This window comes from Arthrobacter sp., assembly GCF_048266065.1.
Lineage (GTDB): Bacteria > Actinomycetota > Actinomycetes > Actinomycetales > Micrococcaceae > Arthrobacter_H.
The window spans coordinates 98,812-119,013 of sequence record NZ_JBLXAH010000005.1 but is presented as its reverse complement, the minus strand read 5'-3'; the positions used below and the strand labels follow the sequence as shown (position 1 = coordinate 119,013).

Annotated in this window: 13 protein-coding genes; 6 read left to right on the top strand and 7 right to left on the bottom strand. The window is 63.1% G+C overall.

From position 1 onward, the window contains the following. The first annotated feature begins 64 nt into the window (after positions 1-64). On the top strand, positions 65-1,492 hold the full coding sequence (locus ACN0TP_RS09780; protein WP_417218657.1) for an SDR family NAD(P)-dependent oxidoreductase: 1,428 nt from the start codon (positions 65-67) through the stop codon (positions 1,490-1,492). 141 nt (positions 1,493-1,633) lie between these two features. On the opposite strand, the gene ACN0TP_RS09775 is transcribed toward ACN0TP_RS09780, so the two are convergent. From ACN0TP_RS09775 to ACN0TP_RS09765, 3 genes are all read right to left on the bottom strand, one after another. Then, positions 1,634-3,166 carry a CDP-glycerol glycerophosphotransferase family protein gene (locus tag ACN0TP_RS09775; RefSeq protein WP_417218656.1) on the bottom strand — a complete coding sequence of 511 codons (1,533 nt, stop codon included), beginning with the start codon at positions 3,164-3,166 and terminating at the stop codon, positions 1,634-1,636. Then, on the bottom strand, positions 3,163-6,753 hold the full coding sequence (locus ACN0TP_RS09770) for a CDP-glycerol glycerophosphotransferase family protein (protein ID WP_417218655.1): 3,591 nt from the start codon (positions 6,751-6,753) through the stop codon (positions 3,163-3,165). The genes ACN0TP_RS09775 and ACN0TP_RS09770 overlap by 4 nt, the downstream gene beginning before the upstream one ends. Positions 6,754-6,925: 172 nt before the next feature. Continuing rightward, positions 6,926-8,119, bottom strand: a complete 1,194-nt coding sequence (locus tag ACN0TP_RS09765) for a CDP-glycerol glycerophosphotransferase family protein (RefSeq protein ID WP_417218654.1) — start codon at positions 8,117-8,119, stop codon at positions 6,926-6,928. Positions 8,120-8,405: 286 nt separating this feature from the next. Here ACN0TP_RS09765 and ACN0TP_RS09760 point away from each other — a divergent pair, with 286 nt between their 5' ends. The 4 genes from ACN0TP_RS09760 to mutM are packed head-to-tail and all read left to right on the top strand — an operon-like array spanning position 8,406 to position 10,789. Next, the gene (locus tag ACN0TP_RS09760; RefSeq protein ID WP_417218653.1) at positions 8,406-8,924 is read left to right on the top strand and encodes a YceD family protein; all 519 of its coding nucleotides are present in this window, start codon (positions 8,406-8,408) and stop codon (positions 8,922-8,924) included. Positions 8,925-8,926: 2 nt separating this feature from the next. Continuing rightward, positions 8,927-9,130, top strand: coding sequence for a 50S ribosomal protein L32 (gene rpmF, locus ACN0TP_RS09755; RefSeq protein WP_343900611.1), 204 nt, complete (start codon positions 8,927-8,929; stop codon positions 9,128-9,130). 9 nt (positions 9,131-9,139) lie between these two features. Then, the gene (rnc, locus tag ACN0TP_RS09750; protein WP_417218652.1) at positions 9,140-9,856 is read left to right on the top strand and encodes a ribonuclease III; all 717 of its coding nucleotides are present in this window, start codon (positions 9,140-9,142) and stop codon (positions 9,854-9,856) included. Between the two features lie 3 nt (positions 9,857-9,859). Next, positions 9,860-10,789, top strand: coding sequence for a bifunctional DNA-formamidopyrimidine glycosylase/DNA-(apurinic or apyrimidinic site) lyase (mutM, locus tag ACN0TP_RS09745; RefSeq protein WP_417218651.1), 930 nt, complete (start codon positions 9,860-9,862; stop codon positions 10,787-10,789). On the opposite strand, the gene ACN0TP_RS09740 is transcribed toward mutM, so the two are convergent. Genes ACN0TP_RS09740 through ACN0TP_RS09725 form a run of 4 tightly spaced genes read right to left on the bottom strand, consistent with a single transcriptional unit; the run spans position 10,786 to position 16,302 of the window. Beyond that, on the bottom strand, positions 10,786-11,601 hold the full coding sequence (locus tag ACN0TP_RS09740) for a serine hydrolase domain-containing protein (RefSeq protein WP_417218854.1): 816 nt from the start codon (positions 11,599-11,601) through the stop codon (positions 10,786-10,788). The genes mutM and ACN0TP_RS09740 overlap by 4 nt on opposite strands. Before the next feature lie 11 nt (positions 11,602-11,612). After that, positions 11,613-12,653, bottom strand: coding sequence for an NAD-dependent epimerase/dehydratase family protein (locus ACN0TP_RS09735; RefSeq protein ID WP_417218650.1), 1,041 nt, complete (start codon positions 12,651-12,653; stop codon positions 11,613-11,615). Then, positions 12,650-15,283, bottom strand: coding sequence for an alpha/beta fold hydrolase (locus ACN0TP_RS09730; protein WP_417218649.1), 2,634 nt, complete (start codon positions 15,281-15,283; stop codon positions 12,650-12,652). Before ACN0TP_RS09730 ends, ACN0TP_RS09735 begins: the two co-directional genes overlap by 4 nt. Then, positions 15,277-16,302: a 3-oxoacyl-ACP synthase III gene (locus tag ACN0TP_RS09725; protein ID WP_417218648.1), complete on the bottom strand. Its 1,026-nt coding sequence runs from the start codon at positions 16,300-16,302 to the stop codon at positions 15,277-15,279. Before ACN0TP_RS09725 ends, ACN0TP_RS09730 begins: the two co-directional genes overlap by 7 nt. A 230-nt stretch (positions 16,303-16,532) precedes the next feature. Between ACN0TP_RS09725 and smc the strand changes: the two genes are divergently transcribed. Then, positions 16,533-20,153, top strand: coding sequence for a chromosome segregation protein SMC (gene smc, locus ACN0TP_RS09720; protein ID WP_417218647.1), 3,621 nt, complete (start codon positions 16,533-16,535; stop codon positions 20,151-20,153). Positions 20,154-20,202: the final 49 nt, after the last annotated feature.

Below are 20,202 nucleotides of genomic sequence, written 5' to 3'. Positions count from 1 at the left end.
CCGACGACGCGCGGACGGGGGCTCCCGGGCCGCGCAGACCAGCGATAAGGACACACAAGAGAACATGCGCAATGTAGGGGTAATACTGGCCGGCGGAGTCGGCGAACGGGTGGGACTGGGGATCCCGAAGCAGCTGATCAAGATCGCCGGACGGCCGATCATCGAGCACACCTTGGCCATCTTCGAGGACAACGCCTCGATCGACGAGATCATCGTCATGATGACGCCCGGCTACCTCGACAACGTGCGGTCCATCGTCAAGAAGAACTCCTTCGCCAAGGTCACGCAGGTCCTGGAGGGTTCGGGCACACGCAATGAGACCACGCAGGCTGCCCTCGCTGCCCTCGGACAGGAAGACTGCAACGTCATCCTCCATGACGCGGTGCGACCGCTGCTTTCCCAGCGTGTCCTGGACGGCGTCGTTGCTGCCCTCAGCGAATACGATGCTGTGGATGTTGCCATCCCCTCGGCCGATACCATCGTCGAAGTCGATCCCGGGATAGGCACCTTGCCGGTGATCCGGGACGTCCCCCCGCGCTCGGCCCTCCGCCGCGGGCAGACGCCCCAGGCCTTCAAGTTGAACACGTTGCGTCGGGCGTACGTCGGGGCCAACCAGGACCCCAACTTCGCCGCGACGGATGATTGCAGCGTAGTCCTGCGCTACTCGCCCGGTGTCGCCATCGGCGTCGTTCCCGGCGAGGAGCGCAACATGAAGGTAACCGAGCCCATCGACATCTACATTGCCGACAAGCTCTTCCAGCTTTACAACGATGACGGCCGCCGCCTGCTGGAGGACGACGCACTGCGGCAAGCTCTTGACGGAAAGGTCGCGGTGGTCTTCGGTGGATCATACGGGATCGGAGCCGACATCGCGCAAATGGCCGAGTCCTTCGGTTGCACCGTCAGGACCTTCTCCCGCTCCTCGACAAACACGCACGTCGACCGTCGGGAGGATATCGTGGCGGCGCGCGACCAAGTGCTCGCGGAGCTGGGCCGAGTCGACTTCGTCGTGAACACCGCCGGTGTCTTGCCCCGCGGCCTGCTGATGGAGGAAAGCGATGAGTCTGTCTACCAAGCGACCGAGATCAACTACCTCGGCCCAGTGTTCATTGCACAGGCGTTCCACGACGCGCTGCAGGACAGCAAGGGTTCCCTATTGTTGTTCACCTCCAGCTCCTACACGCGTGGCCGTGCGGGCTACAGTCTGTACAGCTCCGCGAAAGCCGCGACGGTCAACCTGACGCAAGCCCTGGCAGACGAATGGGCTCAGGAGCGCATACGGGTGAATTGCGTGAACCCCGAGCGCACGGCCACTCCCATGCGAACCAAGGCCTTCGGCGACGAGGACCCCAGCACACTGCTCGAGTCCAGAACCGTAGCCCGAACTTCGTTGGAAACGCTGGTTGGTAGCCGCACCGGACACGTCATCGATGTCCGGAGAGATGACCCGTTGTCAGCCCAGGCACTCTTGGGGGGAGCGGATGCCTTTTAGGCATCACACGTGGGCCGCTGATGGCCGTTCAGACGTGCAGAGCACCGGCAGAGTTCAGCACTGAGCTGGGTATGGGCCTTCCGTGTGCACCTTGCCTCAAGGGTTTTATTGTCGCCATGTCGATATTTCCTGCGACAGAGCCTACGAGGAGGGTCCAGCTGCAGAGCCTAAGGACTGAACAGCTTCCCGGAAGAGGCTTGAGGATGTACCGCCCAAGTAATACGCAGCGGCTCGTTCTCGGCTCTCCCGCTTGAAGTCGGAGGTTAGCATCTGCTTCCATGCATCCGCCGTCGGAGAATCTGCCAAGTAGGCATGCCGGATGGAGGGGTATCTCGACGCGGCCTCCGAGGCCATGGACGAATGCGGCTTAGGATTCTCTCCTGGCACCGAGCCGGTCGAAATCAGGACTGCGACTGGCTTTTCAGCGGCCAAGTAGTCGATCAACACACTTGAAACATCCGTCACCATGGCATCCGAGACATTGAACAGGTCGATTAGCGACATCGAACTGGTGACTTTCGACCCCATATGCGCGCCGCCATCCGCCGCCAGCTGAGCGTCGATGGCTGCTACGTGGACGGCGTCCGTGCTGCCGGCTTGGCTGAATGGGTGCGGACGGAAAAGCACTCGGATTCCTCGTGTGATTAGGTCAGCGATGAATGGTTGCGCAAAGGCCAACGAGCTCAGGGACGTGGCTTGGTTGTACCCGGACCAGGTTGGCGTATAGAGGACCGTTTTGGGCGAACTCGGCGGGTCAGTGACCCGCTCGATTCCTTCCAACTGAGGGCGTCCAATGATGCGGGCCTGCCCGTCATCAAGGTGCACCTTATGCATTGCATACCGGTCAATCGCAGCCTGCCCGGCAACGAAAATAGCGTCGTACATTCGATGGACAGGGTGCGCCGAGATCTCCTTATCGGAATCCCCATGTCCCAAATAGATGTGGTGGATACCTCGGTAACTGACCAGGTTGGCATTGCTTGTCACGGAATTCACGTAGAACGCCGCACGTACGCTGGGAATGACCACGTCGTCAAGATCCTGGTTTTCCTGGCAGCAGACAAGAGGCACGCCCTCTGGAAGGACGGGTGCCAATCGGTGGACGGCAGATTGGTGCCGCACAACAACGAGAACTCGGGGCGAAATTGCCAGCAGCTGAGGGAGCCATTGTTGTATTTGATAGGCGCCTCCCTCGGGCCGGCCGGTATAGAGGATGAACTCGGGACCAAATTCGCCGATCGCCCTCCGAAGAGCGGCACGCTGGCGCTTCATGCTGCCAAGGATGCGAACAAGGTGGAAAGTGGCTACAGAGGCGATTGCTATCGCAGAAATGATCAGCACCGCACGAATCCAGAGTTGGACATGCAGGGCTACGGCCAGCGCGCAGACGAGTACTAGCACACCCACCGCTGTGGCAGACAGCCTGGTACGACGTACAAGGTGGTCAGATTTTGAGAACCCGAGTCCCTCGCTGACGGGCCGGCCAGGGAAGGCGGAGAGAACCAAAAGTCCCGGCCAGGGAAGCACGGCCAACAACAGGCCAACTCCCAATGGGATTTCGGATCTGACGGAGCCACCAGATTGCAGCGCTGCGAGGGTAAACATCAGGGCAAGGGCAAGGCTTACCAAGGCATGAGTCCCCGAGGCGCGCAGGGCGGCCTTGAAGGTCCTCACTGGACTGTGTCCAGACGATCGGCCTGGATATGGCGCAAAGCAGCAGCCACGAACCCTTGGGCATAAGACTCCGAGGGAAAATCGCCTAGATAATATTCGCGAACCTTCTCACGTTTCCCTGCCAACGGATCCCGGATTAGAAGGTTGTCAAGTACAGAGTCAAGATTGTCCAGGTCACCGCGTAGCACGTACCCACTCTCAGTGGCCGGCATGTCGACGTGTAAATTTTGTTCCGTGGTGTTGGCGGCAACCACTGCAAATGGCTTGGTCGACTGCAAGAAGTCCGAGACCATGGCCGAGACGTCCGAAATCATGGCATCGGACGCATTGAAACACTCGACGAACCCCAGGTCCTTCTCGGCCGCCACCCCGAAAATATGGTCCCGCCCCGTCTCCATCGCGTCCTGGGCCAACAAGGCGCGAATGCTGCTCATCATGCTGCGGGCCTCGGGGTAACGATAGTTGAATGGATGGGCACGGAAGATAATGGTGCAGCCCCTGTCGAGAAGCGCCTGGACAATCTCCAACCCCACGGGCAGAGAGTATACGGCCGTGTCAGCGTACGGTCCCCGCCATGTGGGGGCATAGAGCACAGTCTGCGGATTCGCAGATCTTGCTCGGCCGGTGATTCCTTCAACCTGGGGGCGTCCGACAATCTCGAACTTCTCACGCGGAATGATGACACCGTGGCGCTCATATCGGTCGATTCCGGCCTGTCCGGATGCGAAGATCCTGTCGTAGATTCCATGGACCGGGTTAAAACAGGCAGCTTTTTCCGAATCGCCGTGGTTGAGCCAAATATGGGTGAGTTCCCGCCGTTCAATCAGGTGGGTGTTCTTCACCGCGTTGTTTACGTAGAACGCCGTGGTGAGCCCTGGAACCAGGACCTCTTCGAGTGAGGCTAACGTACGGCGGTAAATAACTGGGGCGTCCGTCACCTTGGACGCGGCGCGCATCATCCTAAGGTCGCGTGTCACGACGATGTATGGTTCTCCGATGCGGTCCAGATAGGGCACCCACATGCCCAGTTGGTAAGACACACCCACGTTGGAACCGAAGTAGACGCAGAACCTGGGTCCGACGGCATTGAGAAGCTCCGGAAGGCGGGCGTCCAACTCCAGATTTATGTACCTGCGGTAGACGCCGCAGACAAGTACATAGACGGTCATGGCGAATGACATGGCACCGAATAGCATCTGCAGGATTCCCGAGTCCGTTACGACGAATGCGGACAGTGACATGGCCATCAATGCCAGGGCTGAAGTCATGCCCGCCCAACCCCGGGCGAATGGGAGCGGGCGTGCTTTTTCAGTTCCGGGAAGATTGCGCGATTGGAGTCCGGCGGCGCGCCATGTAGCGACGGCCTGGCCTTCGAGGCAAATGGCCAGGAATGCAAGCCCCGGCCCGACAACGGACGCCCAACCGTGGCCAACTACGGCCATTCCGGCCAAAAGTGTCACCGCGATGAGAGCACGTGCGATCGGCATTGATCCCAACGCGCGGTTCATCTGGACCTGGCTTCGGAAACCCCTCCGATGCAAGTAGATGAAAATGGCCAAAGCGAGGAAAGCAGGCAGGAGGAATGCCAGTGAGGTCACACCGACTGTAGCTGTCGCGCCCAGCGCCAGGGCGGCGAGCACGTCCGGCAGGAAGTAGCGAGCCATGCGCAGGGCCTTATTGCGGACCCTACGGACACGTTTGCGTGCCTTGCGGCGGCTGGCCAGTCTAGCGAGCTCGGCAAGATCCTGGTTGGCCAGAGAAGCTATTTCGTCATCGACATTCGGTGCCTGCGCCTCTGCCGACAAGTTTTCCGCGTCGGCGTCCACGTCGGTGTTGTCAACTGACGCCGGTGCTTCGTCGAGCTGCTCCGCATGACGCTGCTCGATGGTCTCACGTGCAGCCTGTATGAACACGTCCGCATAGGAATCGGTCGGAAAATCGCCCAAGTAGTCGTCTCGCAGTTCGGCCCGGCGGGCGCGCAGCGGGTCCTCGCCCAGCAACTGATCGAGCATTGAATCGATGTTGGTGAGGTCTGAAGCCAGAAGATAGGCAGCACGGGCGATGGGATATTCGTCGCGGAATGACTCCAGGGAAGTATTGACCACCACCATCGCGAGCGGCTTGCAGGCGTACAAGTAGTCGGAGACGACACTGGAGACGTCGGAAATCATGGCGTCTGACGCGTTCATGCATCCGATGATGTCGAGGTCCTTTTCCGCGGCCGGGCCAAAAACGTGGTCCGTGCCTGTGCGACGGGAGTCATCCCGCAGGAGCTCCTGCACCTCGGCAATCAGCGCCGCATCCTCGGGGAAGTGGTAGCTGAACGGGTGCGGTCGAAAAATCACCCGAACATGGCGCTTGAGCAACGCGGCGACGATGGACGGAGCCCAAGGAATCGAATGGAGGAAGGTCTCTTCGACGTGGCCCCGCCAAGTGGGGGCGTAGAGAACCGTTGGCTGGACTGGTAAGACTGCCGGGGCGGGTTCGAGAATTTCCAGTTGCGGACGTCCGACGATCGTGAACTTTGCTGGGTCCATGAGTACGCCGTGGGCAGCATATCTGCGGGTTGCAGCGGGGCCGGCTGCGTAGATCTTGTCATACATTGCGTGCGTGGGATTGTATGACGGTGCCTTGTCCGAGTCGCCATGCCCAAGGTACACGTGTGTGAACTGAGGGTAACGGACCATGGCGCCGTTACCCGAGGAGGCATTTACGTAGAAAATGGTGCTCAACGTTGGAACAACGAGATCATCGAGATCGCCAAGGCGCTTCCGGAGGATTACCGGAGCATCGGTGATGGCGGCGAGCGCATGTGCTGGGGCCTCGGCTCGGGTGACGATTATGAACTTCTTGCCGGTGCGCTGAAGGTACGGCAGCCACATGGCGATTTGGTATGAAGCATCGTCCGGCCGTGCTGTGTAGATGGCGAACTCGGGCCCGTATTCGGCGATGAGCGAGCCGACGTTGCGTTCAACCTTGCCGTTGTATCTCCGACGTAGGAACACGCTGGTTGCACGCGCAAGCATGAGGCCCCCAATAAGAATCCCGAGAAGGAACCACCCGAGCGCCGAGAGATCCAATGCTGCGACGAGCACGCCGTACCCCAGGAAAACCAGCTGGAGGTAGACAATTGGTTGGGTCAGCGGGAAGGTGCGCGGCGGTTTCCCAGTGCCGGGAAGCTGGAGAACGGCGTGCCCGCCGCCGAGGCCGAACCGGCGGAGAACTCGTTCGCCGACGATCGTGCCCGCTCCGAGCACTACTGCCAAAGTGGTGAAGAGCGCCTCGAATGTATTTGCGGCGGTGGACGCTGCCAATAGGCCGGTTGACGCGAGCATCCCGGCTCTCACGGGCGTGTACTTTGCCAGTCCCGGTTTGAAGTTTCGGTTCGGGATGAACAGCAAAAGTACGACGACGGCGATCCAAGACAGGCCCAATACCCATCCCCATGAGCCCTTGTCGTCGTGCTCAATAGCCACGAGCAGGGTGGCAGCCATGACGACGACGACGATGAACAGCGCGAGGACGGTCCGGAGTCGAACACGGGTTTGGGCCCGAGCGGCAGAAATCAGGGGGGGCGTTTGCGTCAAGGGTGCCGGTTCCTATAAATCGGGGAGAGATGTGGACTCATTGTTTCACGGGGCATCAATTCCGCGTGTAGGTGCGCGGTGATTGATCGAGCAGATGGGGCCGATGGCCAGCTGATGCCCATGCCGATTGCTGGAGTGTGTTCAGGCGTCCGTGTGCGTCGCCAGGCAACATTCAGCGACCGGCGGACCGTAGTAGGTTGTGGGCCGCCTGAATGAACCTTTCGGTTCCGGTTCCGAGCTCGGGCGGTCCGAATACATGGTCACGGAATTTCTTTTGCTGTGCGCCTGGCCCGTTTCGTGCAGCTATCAGCACTTGATCTACGGCATCCCTGGGAAGAGTTGACCACGTGGTGACGTGGTCCTGAATCCGCGTTGTCAAACTTGCTGCCGGGATGGCTGAAGGTGCGAGGACCATCAACGGCTTGTTCAGCCCCACCGCGTCCATTGCCATGGCGGAGACGTCCGTGATGACGACGTCGGCCTGGGAGATATCAGAGATCGCGTCCAGAAATTTCGGTGGCTTCGGCTGCCTGGCCGGCCGGGGTGATGACTCCCGGATGAGGAGCCGAGCCTCCCGTAGTGCCCGGGCATACTTGGACGAGCAGGTCCCGGTCTTGGGGTGAGGACGGAAACGAAGATTGACGCGCGGATCCATCCGGAGGGTGCGGATCAGATCGATTCCCGTACCAGCCAGTGAACTGTAAGCCATGGCAGAACTGTCGCCTTCCCATGTGGGCGCATAGAGCACGACAGGTTCTAGATGAGGCTTTGAGAGCGGCGGCTGCGGGAAGTCCAATTGTGGGCGTCCAACTTCCACCAAATGTGATGGGTCAATGCGACGCACGTGGTGGAGGATTCGCTCTCGCGACGCAGGTCCGGCGATGAACGCAGCGTCATATGCCTTGAGTTGATTCGAGACCATGGAGGACTTTTCGCTCTCACCGTGGCTGAGGTGGACATGGAACGGGCCGTTGATGCGCAGCGTTGTGAAATTCGCCTGGTTGTTGTTGAGGTAGAAGATGACTCGGACACGGTGAGTGTCGACGAATGCCTCAGTGGCAGAAGAGGTGGTGCAGAGCTCGATAGGCAACGGGCAGTCGGATAGCAACCTGGCGGCCGAATCCGCGTTGGTCATCAAAAGCGAGACCGGCGTGCCGGAGGCTGCTAACCGTTCAAATACGGGAAGCCACTGGTCCACCTGGTAAACAGCATCGGGGCCGTCGGCAAAGTATACGGCGAAGGGGCTTTCGCCGGGTGGCGGGGGCAGGGCAGAGAGCCGTCGACGCACTCGCGGCTCCTTGATTGAGGGGCTGAGACGCGACTTGACGCGCCGGAGGCCTTTGGTGAAGGTCGTCATCAATGGCATGTCAACAGTTTAGGGGCTCCACTTCGGGGGGCGTGTCAGTCCGGGGAAGTATGGAACAAATTGCACCCCTTCCGTTCTAGCAAGGGCGCATTGCGAGTTCCAAAAGTGGGTAAACGATTTGTGGTTTGGGCTGTCAAGCCATGTCGGGCTATGATGTAATGTCGGTCTTTGTTCTACAGGAGTACTCATTAGCGATAAGCGTTCAGATCGTCCGTCGTCACACGGAATAGATCGCAGCTCGCCGCTGGTCTTTTCGGCCAAGGAATTCGGGGGTCCCCCCGGTTCCATGAAGACTCTTGAACGGACCGTGCCCGCTCCGCGCGAAATGGGGGCGGCACTGATCGGAATCGAAGAGGGATCATCTATAGATCTGGATCTTCGATTCGAGGTCGTACACGAGGGAATCTTGGTTTCCGGTACCGCATTCTCGGAAGTATCCGGGGAGTGTGGCCGGTGTCTGGAGCCCATCGCGTATGACCTCGAGTCCGACATACAGGAGCTGTTCTTTTTCGAAGGCAATGAGTTGCCCGAGGAGGAGGACATCGACCAGCACCAGATCGTCGATGATCAAATCGATCTGGAGCCGGTGCTTCGGAACACAGTGGTGACCGCACTGCCGTTCCAACCGGTGTGCCGGGAGGACTGCGAAGGCCTTTGCGTCGAATGCGGTATCCGCCTTGCGGACGAACCTGGACACCACCATGAGATCCTAGATCCCCGCTGGGCAGCCCTGAACGGACTGACCGGCACCGCCGCAAATGATGCGGCGTCGAGTACAGAATCAGTCGAGAGAGAAGAGAGTTAGCCGTGGCTGTTCCCAAGCGGAAGATGTCCCGCTCGAATACCCGTGCCCGTCGGTCCCAGTGGAAGGCCACTGCGCCCAACCTGGTCAAGACCGTTGAGAACGGCCGCGTGACCTACAGCCTGCCGCACCAGGCCAAGGTCGTGACCGACTCCGCCGGCACCGAGCTGTTCCTTGAATACAAGGGGCGCAAGGTAGCAGACGCCTAACCACGTCTGATGCCTTCAACAGAAGAGCTTCTGAAGCGTCTCGGGGTCACTATTGACCCCGAGACGCTTCGTCTTGCCCTCACGCATCGCTCTTACGCATACGAGCACGGCGGATTGCCCACCAACGAACGGCTCGAGTTCCTCGGCGATTCGGTATTGGGATATGCCGTCACCGACCACCTGTACCGCACCTACCCGGACCTTCCTGAAGGAGACCTGGCCAAACGGCGTTCTGCCGTGGTCAGTACCCGTGCGCTGGCCGGCATCGCACGAGGCCTCGAAGTTGGCCAGCACATTTTGCTGGGCCAAGGGGAGCGGCTCACGCATGGTGCGAATAAATCCTCCATCCTCGCCGACACGATGGAAGCCCTGATCGGTGCCACATTCCTCAGCGCTGGCCCTGACGCTGCCCAAGACCTTGTCATGCGGCTGGTCGGTCCCTTGCTGGTCGACGTAGAGAACCTCGGGGCGGGTACCGATTGGAAGACAGCGATCCAGGAGATCGCCGCTTCCCGCAAGCTCGGAACCATTGAATATGTGATCACCGGAACCGGCCCTGACCACGCACGTGTGTTCGACGCGACCCTGAACATCGGCAAGACCTCCTACGGCACTGGCACCGGGCCCTCGAAAAAGGAGGCCGAGCAGGAAGCCGCCGCGGTCTCGTATCGGCTTCTGGTCCCCAAAGCTGCTGCGGGTGGTCCCGAAACGCGCGTAGACCGCTAGCACATGCCCGAACTTCCCGAAGTCGAGGTGGTCCGCCGCGGACTCGATTCCTGGGTCGCTGGACGCCGCATCGAAGGTGCCAGCGTCCATGACGCACGGTCGGTCCGCCGCCACCCCGGAGGGCCGGGCGACTTCGCGGACACCCTTACCGGCACAACATTGACCGAAGCAGTGCGCCGGGGAAAGTTTCTCTGGATGCCACTCGAGGGTCTCCCCAGCAGCGTCGCGCTGGTTGCCCACCTGGGGATGAGTGGCCAGCTCCTTGTCGAGGATCGCAGTGCTACACCAGAAAAACACCTTAAGGTCACTTTGGAGCTGAGCGCCAGCCCCGGGAAGCCCGGTGAACTACGCTTCATCGACCAGAGGATCTTCGGTGGCCTTTGTCTTTCCCCTCTGATCCCCACCGCGGACGGGGCCCCGGGCGGGCTCGGCTCGACACGATCGAGCATCCCCCAAGCTGCCGCGCACATTGCCCGTGACGTGCTGGATCCAGCATTCGACGTCGAACTCTTCCATGGCCGATTGCGGGAACGCCGCACTAGTATCAAGCGGGCGATCCTCGATCAGAACCTGGTCTCGGGAGTCGGGAACATCTATGCTGACGAGGCATTATGGCAGGCGCGGATGCACTATGCGCGCCCTACGGACACCATGCGCCGACCCGATACGGTCCGCCTCGTGCAGGCCCTGCAGGCCATCATGGCTCGCGCACTGGAAGCTGGCGGCACGAGCTTTGATCAGCTCTATGTCAACGTCAACGGGGCGTCCGGCTATTTCTCGCGATCCCTCAACGCCTACGGCCGGAACGGGCTGCCGTGCCGCCGGTGCGGCGACGGGGGAATGGCCTCGCTGATCCGCCGCGACCCGTTCATGGGGCGGTCATCGTATACGTGCCCGACGTGCCAACGAGTTCCCCGCAACGCGCGATTCTAATTCCCGAATTCGGCCAATACCGCATCGCTGAACGGTGTCCATGCCTCCACGGCCCAAGGGCCGAAATCACGATCAGTCAGGGCTACGCAGGCTAGCTCCGCCGCGGGGTCGACCCAGAGGAACGTGCCGGCTTGCCCGAAGTGCCCAAAGGTCTGCGGCGAATTGCCGGTACCGGTCCAGTGCGGATCCTTGGTGCCGCGTAGTTCGAACCCCAGGCCCCAGTCGTTGGGCTTTTGGCGGCCGTACCCGGGGAGTACACCATCCAGACCGGGGAATTGGACGGTGGTGGCCCACGACATCGTGGCAGCAGAAACCAAGGTGGGACGCTGGAGTTCGGCGGCGAATCGACTGAGATCCGCCACCGTTGATGTTGCATCAGCGGCCGGTGAGCCACTCAAGCCGGTGGATTCCATGCCGAGCGGTTGCAAAACAGCTTCCGAGAGGTAGTCGGCAAAGGCAATGCCCGTCTCGTGCTGGAGTGTTTGGCCGAGCACCTCGAACCCGGTATTGGAATAGATCCGACGGGTACCCGGAGCTGCACGTACGACGTGACCTGAGAAGTCATAGCCGCCGGCGTGCGCCAGGAGATGCCGAACAGTGGAGCCATCCGGACCGGCCGGCAATTCCAGGTTCAGGGCCTCCTCCTCGAGGGCGACGAGCAGGGCGTAGGTCGAGAGCAGCTTGGTGACCGAGGCCAATGCGTAGACCCGTTGTGTATCGCCTCGAGTGGCTACCTCGGTCCCCGAGCAACCAAGGACCGCCACAGCGGCGTTTGGTACTGGCCACGAGTCGATCAGATCCAGGGAAGCCATCATCGGCCTTTCTACACTGTGTCGGGGGCGGGGCGGTTCGCGGTCGGGGACGAGCCCCCATAATGTGCGGCGAGCCGAGCGAGGCCTTCGTCGATGGATACCGCAGGCTCCCACTTGAGGACGTTCCGGGTAGTGCGCTGGTCGAACCAATGGGCCGTCGAGAGCTGTTCGGCCAAGAACTCCGTCATGGGGGGCTCGTCGCTGACCCACCCCCTGCGCAACGCCACCATCCAGGCTTTCTCGATGACCGAACCGGCGGCCCGAGCCGCCGAGCCCGGGACACTGAAGGTGGGGGCGGCGACGCCGCCGGCAGTGCAGATGCCGGCGATCAATTCGCCCACCGGGCGCGGTTCGCCGTTGGTGATGACCAGTGGCCGCCCGTGGGCGATATCGATGCGCTCCAGAGCCCGAACGATTGCCGCGGCGGCATTGTCCACGTAGGTGGTATCGATGAGGGCCGTCCCGCCGTCGAGCAGGGGAAGCCGACCAGACCGAGCCCGGTCAATGACACGCTCCACGAGCTGGGTATCACCCGGCCCCCACACCACGTGGGGGCGGACGACTGCGACACGGAACCCAGGTTTGTCGGCGGCAAGGGCCAACAGCTCCGCGGCTGCCTTGGACCGCGCATAGTTGCCCCGTGCCGCGTCGGGATCGGCAGGGCCGGCGCCCTCGCCCACAATGGACGAACCGAGGTGAGCCACCGACGGGGAGGAGACGAAGACGAAATCAGGGACGCTTGCCGCACGGGCCTCCGTGAGCAGGTTGCGGGTGCCGTCAATGTTGGTGGCGACGAACTCGTCCCATTCGCCAGTGAAGGAGACCTTCGCTGCCAGGTGGAGGACCGCGTCCACACCGTCCACCGCCCGGGACACGGCAACCGGGTCGGTAACGGAACCGCGGACGAGCTCGGTCCCGGCAGGAGTGGAGGCTCCCCGATGGAACGTCCTCACGCGGTAGCCCCTCGCGAGTAAATCGGAGGCCACTGCCCGCCCGAGCATGCCGCTGGCACCGGTGACGAGCACCAGCCGCCCCTCTGGTGTGGCGATCATGGCAGGGATCCCTTTTGGCCGGATAGGACGGAGCCGGCCCATTCGGAAAGCGCGCTGCGGTCGATCTTGGAGTTGTGTCGGATGTCGGTGGGCATGTCCGGAATGGAGAGGACAGCGGAGACCTTGATGCCAGTACGTTGTAGCACTGCACTACGCACGCTGTGGGTCGTCTCCTGGTCCAGCAGTCCTGGCCGCCGAGACCTCGGATCGGTTTCGACGATGACGACGACGGCCTGCGTGCCCGCAGGGCCCACACCGACCACCGCTGCGCGACGGATTGCATCAACTGACTCGGCAGCCAGTTCGGCGGCCACCGGCGTGCGGACGCCGTCGGGCGTGGTGATGATGTGGCCCAGTCTGCCTTGGACCCACAACCGCCCCTCGGCGTCGAGCTGTCCCACGTCGCCGGTGTGGTGCCAACCCGGATGCTGTGAACTGGCCTGTTCGGTGATCCACAATCGGTCGTAGCGATCCTTGACGTGCGGTGCCGCGACGACGATTTCGCCCAGTACACCCGGGGACTCGCTCAGGGCGTCCGTGACGGATCCGTCCGCAGCGAGGGGAGCGATCCTCACTTGGGCTCCGGCCACGGGAGTGCCGACGCACACCCCGTCGCCGACTCCGGCCTCGATGATTCCCGTGAGGCTGATGTCGGTCACGGGCAGGGCTTCGGTCATTCCGTAGGGGGTGTGGACTGCTGCCTGGGGCGCCAGCCGCTGGACCCGCTGCAGCAGACCGGCACCCAACGGTGCACCGGCGGAGAGCAGCAGGTTCACGCCTTCCAGCGCAGCCCGTTGCACGGAGTCCATGTCGTCGGCGGTGGCCAGGACATTGACCAGGGCCGCCGGCGACGCGAAGACGATCGTGGCGTCGATGGCGGCGGCCGCGTCGGCCAAGGCGGACGCCGTGAGCGTGCGAGGGGAGGTGACGTCCATGTCAGGAGTCACGGAAACGGCTCCCAACGCGGGGCCGAGCAACGCGAAGGGGGCGAACCCGGCCACGAGCGCATCTCCCGGTTTCAGGCCATAAGTCTCCTGCAATGTGTCGCGCATCGCGGCCAACTGACGGTGTGTGTAGACCACGCCCTTGGCTGGTCCGGTAGACCCCGAGGTGAAGAGAACCGCGGCGTCGGCATCCGGATCGTTGGTCTCAAAAGGTGAGGCGTTGTGGGCCAGGGCTCTGGTGCCGGCGCGCTCGAGGTCGGGGACGGTGGTGGTGACACCGAGCAGGTGATGCTTGGCGGGGGAGAGATCCCCAACGGCGATCCGTTGACCGGGCCAATTGAGGGCACGGGCACCGATGAGGGCGCGTTCGATGCCGATCAGGTAGCCAGGGCCGGCTCCCCGGATGGCCCGGCCGAGGCCGCGTGTCCCCAGGCCTGCGTCGGCGACGACGATGACCGCGCCCAGTCGCAGGCAGGCGTAGACGAGGGCGGTGAGCTCGGAACTCGGGGGGACCAACAGGTTGACCCGGTCTCCGCGCCGCACTCCGAGTTCGGCAAGCCCAGTGGCGATGGCATCAACCCGGCGTGCGAGCGAGGACCACGATACCGCTCGGGACAGACGCGTGGACCCGTCGGACGGGAGCATGTCGACCACGGCGTCGGTCTGGTCGTCGCGGCGGGCGTCCAGTTCGGAGAGCATGCTGCGGAAGGGCTGGGTCGCTTCGGCCGGAGGTGTGGTCGGCCTGTCGTTGTCCTCCGACGGGAGTGACGCAGTCAACCACGCCAGCAGTGGTGTCGCGATGTCGCGGTCTTCGGGCAGCAGGTGCCCGGCGAATTCGAACCGGTGCACTGAGGCCTGCGGCAGCCGGTCCATCAGATCGCGCAGGTATCGATCCGAGAAGATCGGATCGCGCGGTCCCCACATCATCAGGGTGGGGACCCGGAGGGAACGGATATCTGCCGAGATGGTTTCCAGGGCCGGCCAGCTGGGGTGCCCCGGTTCGGCCGGGATGTCGGCCACGAAGTTGGCAACGCCCGCGCGTTGGGCCGCCGTGAGGTAGGGCTCCATAAACGCAGCCTTCACAGGTGCCGACAGCGGTGGATGCGCCAACGAGTGGGTCACCTTCAGGAACGCGGGGGTGGTTTGCGTGCCCCACCGGTGTACGGCTGGGTTCAGCGCGAGGGACAGGGCCGGCGGAAGCTTGAAGCCGGCAGGGTGCACTGCGGTGTTGGTGAGCACCACACCGGCGAGCAGATCGCGATGCCGTGTGGCCCATCCAAGGGAGATGACACCGCCCCAGTCATGTCCCAACGTGACGATCGGCCCCGAGAGGCCGAGGGCGTCGGTGAGGTCGCCCAGATCGGTGACCCGGTCATCCAGTCGGCGAAAGGTTCCGGTGCGCTCGGAGAAGCCCATGTCGAGCTGGTCGACGGCGATGACGCGCCACGGGGTCTCGGCCACCGTCGCCGCCTCGACAACGCTGCGCCAGAGGTAGGACCAGGTCGGATTGCCATGGACGGCGAGGATCGTTCCGGCGGGGGAGGCGCCCTTGGATTCGAGAATCGGGCCGTTGTCCAGAACGTGCCACCGATGGGAGGTGTCCGGGAGGTCGCAGCCTGCCGTGGAGGGGACGGTGAGATATCGGGAGAATTCGGGGCGGACCCCGGGCCAGCTCCGTCCTACCACGCCAGCTCCAACATCGCGGTATTCAGGCCCGAACCAACGCCCATGCACAGCACCCGGTCGCCCGGATTCAGCGAATTGGCTTCCTGCGCCAGGGTCATCGGCAGCGATGCGGGGCCGACGTTTCCCCACTTGGGAAAGGTGATCGGAACCCGTTCCTTGACCAGGTTCACGGCCTTGATGATGGCATTGGTGTAGGAATTCGAGACCTGGTGCGTGACGTAGCGGTCCATCGAGCCCCAGCTCCAGCCGTCCTGATGCGCCTCGTCCCAGGCATCGACCACGAGCTTCAGGCCGTTGTCCAACAGGCCCTTGGTATCCGTGTACATGCCCTGCGGCCCGCCGACGCAGAGCTCATGGTGCTCGGTGCCTGCCCGCGAGACGCCTCCGAGGATGCGGTGGGATCCGGGGTGCTCGTCGGCACGCCCAATGACTGCCGCCGCGGCGCCGGACCCCAAGGTGAGCGTGGCGAACTCGCGCAGGTAGTCCTCGCGGGTGGAATCCTCGCGGTTCAAACGGTCAAAGGTCGGTTCCTGGGCAATCTGCGAATCCTCGCCGGCCACGATGAGTGCGTACTTGATCTGTCCCGAATCGATCATGTTCGCGGCCAGGGTCATTCCGTTCACGAATCCCAGGCAGGCATTGGCCAGATCGAAGTTCATCGCAGAAGACGGCAGCCCCAAGCCATTGTGGACCTTTACGGCCACCGACGGCTCGAGGTTCTTGCGGGTGACGGAGGTGTTGATGAGCAAGCCGATCTCATGCGGTTCGACGCCTGATTCGGCCAATGCCTTGGAGCCGGCGTCGACGGCGGCATCGTCGAATCCCGTTCCCTCGGGCCACCAGCGGCGTTCGCTCACGCCGGCGACCCGCTCGAGGAGCCGCTTGGACAGGCGCAGGCGCTTCAGGCTGGGTTCGAGGCGCTTGTCGAATTCACTGGACGTGACGACGACCGGAGCCTCCACACTGGTGACGGCGAGAATCGCCGAGTTGGTGTGTCGAAACGTTGCATTGCCGCTCAATATCCAGCCTTCGTCCAAATGGGGATCCACGTGCCGCCGACGCATCCGACCGATGCGAAGACTCTCCAACCGTTAACTATGCACGCTGCCCCGTGGTTCCCGCACATTCACCAGACGGCATGAACACCGCTTGTGACATTTCCCCCACTGTGTGGCAATCGCCGGTGGTCTCCGCGAACACAGTAGATTAGGGACATCGATTCGACAGTTCCGACAGCTGAAAGACCCCCGTGTACCTCAAGACCCTGACCGTTCGTGGATTCAAGTCGTTTGCCTCGGCGACGACCTTTGAATTCGAGCCCGGCGTGACTGCGGTCGTGGGACCCAACGGCTCGGGCAAGTCGAACGTCGTGGATGCACTGTCCTGGGTAATGGGGGAGCAAGGGGCGAAGACCCTGCGCGGCGGCAAGATGGAAGACGTCATTTTCGCCGGCACCTCCGGGCGCGCCGCGCTGGGCCGCGCCCAGGTGTCCTTGACCATCGACAACTCCGACGGCGCCCTGCCGATCGAGTACTCCGAAGTCACCATCACCCGGACCCTGTTCCGGGCTGGAGGTTCCGAATACGCGATCAACGGCCGCTCGTGCCGGCTGCTCGATATCCAGGAACTGCTCTCGGACACGGGCATGGGACGGGAGATGCACGTCATCGTCGGGCAGGGACAGCTGGACCGCATCCTGCACGCGACGTCCGATGAGCGCCGGGGATTCATCGAGGAAGCCGCGGGTGTGCTCAAACACCGCAGGCGCCGGGAAAAGACGGTCCGCAAGCTTGACTCAATGGCCGCCAACCTGTCGCGGCTGCAGGACCTGACCGGCGAGGTCCGGCGGCAACTCACTCCACTGGGTAAACAGGCGGAGGTTGCCCGTCGCGCACAGTCAGTCCAGTTCGAGGTACGTGATGCCCGTTCACGCCTGCTCGCGGATGAATTGGTCACCTTGCGCGAGGCGTTGACGCGGGATCTCGACGACGAGCGCCGCATCAGGGAACGCCGCAACGAAGTCGAGCAAGCCGTCCGGGAGATCACCGAACGGCAGTCCGGGCTCGAAGCCGCAGCCGAGCAGACGGTTCCCGCGCTGAACGCCGCGCGGGAGGCATGGCATGCATTGAACACCACCCAGGAACGACTCCGATCCCTGGGTGCGCTGGCCGCCGAGCGCCAACGCAATCTGGCGTCGCAGTCGAATGTGGTCCATGACGCGTCGCGTGATCCCGCCCGGACGGAAGCACAGGCGGAACGGTTGCGCTCCGATTGGGATGCCCTGCAGTCCGAGCGCGAGTCCCTGGCGCTCCAATTGGAGGAAGCCGTCGCCCGTCGGAGCGCCGCCGAGTCTGCTGCGGCCGAGGAATCCCGTCGACTGGCCTCTCTCATGCGAGCCGCCGCCGACCGACGGGAGGGCCTCGCGCAGCTGGCCGGCCAGGTGGGCTCGGCCAGGAGCCGGTTCGAATCCCTGGAAGGCGAAATCGGCAGGTTGCGCCACGTCGCGGAACAAGCCCGGGAACGCGGGGCGGCAGCCCAGCTGAAGTACACCGAATTGGAGCAACAAGCGGCCGGCGTTGAGGGCTCGGAAGAGAACCTGGACGCGGAACATGAGCGTGCCGAGGAGTCACTGGCGGCCCGCAGCCGCGAACTCGAGGAGCTGACGGAACGAGAGCAGGCTTCCGAGCGCACGCGCTCGACGCTGCAGGCACGACTTGAGGCGTTGCAGGCGGCGATGGGACGCCGCGACGCTTCGGAGGAGATCCTGCAGGAGGGCCTGGACGGCGTCCGCGGACGGATCAGCGCCGACATCCGCGTCGAACCCGGTTATGAGGCGGCAGTCGCGGCGGCCCTCGGCCCCTATGCAGAGGCCCTGAGCGCCCATAGCGGCGAACAGGCATTGCGGATCCTGGACAGCGTGCACGACGGCGAAGCCGGGCGCATTCATCTGGTCTTCCCACCGGCGCCACGGGAACCAGGCCAGAGCGCGGAGGCGTTCCCTGGCGTGGGACCAGGTTCCGGATCCGTGCCGCCGGAGGTGCGATGGGCCACCGAACTCGTCGGAGTGCGCGACGATGCACCAGCTGGCCTGCAAGCCGCTGTCCATTCGCTGCTGGCCGGCATAGCCATCGTCGACGACGGAAACCAAGCGGCCCGGCTCCTGGCCGACGAACCGCGGCTGACGGCCGTGACCGTGGATGGGGACGTGTTCACGGTGAACAGCATCGCTGGGGGTTCCGGATCAGGCTCTTCGCTGCTTGAACTCCAAGCCGCCATTGACTCCACCGAGAACGAACTCGCTGCCGCGACAGCGTCCTACGAACAACTCCGGTTCAAGCGCGGCGGATGTATTGAGCGCCACCGGGAGGCCACGTTGGCCGTCGACACGGCCCTGGAACGGCTCTATCAATCCGACGCCCGGATCACCGGGGTCGCCGAACAGCTGGCGACGTTGGGATCCACCCTTCGCCAGACCCGCGCAGAAACGGAACGGACCGAGCAGCAGATCCAGACAGCCACCGATTCCTTGGGATCCGCGCAAAATGCCGTCTCGGAACTCGAAGCCCGCCTCGCGGCTGCGCAACAGGAACCTTCAGAGGAAGAACCCGACGGCAGCATCGGCGAACGGCTCGATGCCGAGGCGGCCAGCGCACGGCAAAATGAGCTGGACACCCGCCTGGCACTACGGGCGAGCGAGGACCAGGCCAGCCACCTGAAAGGCCGGATCGACGCGCTCGTCCAGTCCGCGGCCCGGGAACGCGCACACCGCGAGCAGGCGGAAAGACGGGCTTCTTCCCGGCGCAGCCAGGCCGCACGGGCCGGTGCCGTGATGCGGGGAACGGAGATTGCCCTCCAACGGGTCACCACATCCCTCGCCCGGGCCGGTGAGCAACGTGACAGCCTGGAGGCGGAACGCCTCGAACTCGACACTGAACTGGGCTCCGTCCGTACCCGCGCCGGGGAACTGGCCACCGAACTGGCGGGACTGACCGACTCCGTCCATCGCGACGAACTGGCACGGGCAGAGCAGCGGATGCGCATTGAGGCACTCGAAACCCGTTCCCTGGACGAGCTGGGCATGACTCCCGAACACCTGGTGGATAATTTTGGGCCGCACCTGCCGGTTCCCCTGCCGGACGGTGAAACCGATAAATGGGCGGCTCTGCGCCAGGACGTCGACGAGGACGGCAACCCCATCGTGGAGGGCAAGCCATTCGACCGCGTCGAACAGCAGAAGCGGCTTCGCAAGGCCGAAAGGGATCTGGCCTCCTTGGGCAAGGTGAACCCGCTGGCGTTGGAGGAGTTTGCCGCGTTGGAAGAGAGGCAACATTTTCTGGCGGAACAGCTTGAGGACCTCAAGGCCAGCCGCAAGGACCTGCTGGATATCATCCGCGACGTGGATGAACGGGTCGAGCGCGTCTTCACCGATGCTTTTCACGACACGGCTGAGCAATTTGAACGCGTCTTCGCCACGTTGTTCCCCGGTGGGGAAGGGAAGCTGGTCCTGACGGAACCGGAGGACATGCTCAACACCGGCATCGAAGTCCAGGCCCGGCCAGCGGGCAAGAAGATCAAGCGGCTCTCGTTGCTCTCCGGCGGTGAGCGCTCACTGACGGCAGTGGCCCTTCTGGTCGCGATCTTCAAGGCCCGTCCCTCGCCCTTCTACGTCATGGACGAGGTCGAAGCAGCGCTGGATGACACCAACCTCGGACGACTGCTGACGATCTTCCGCGAGCTGCAGGAGGAAAGCCAACTGATCATCATCACCCACCAGAAACGCACCATGGAGATCGCCGACGCGCTGTATGGGGTTTCGATGCGTGGCGACGGCGTCACGAAGGTCATCAGCCAGCGGCTGACAACTACTTGATGACTTCTTCTGGGCTTGTCTATTCCCAGACGCCAATGCGAGGGGCTAA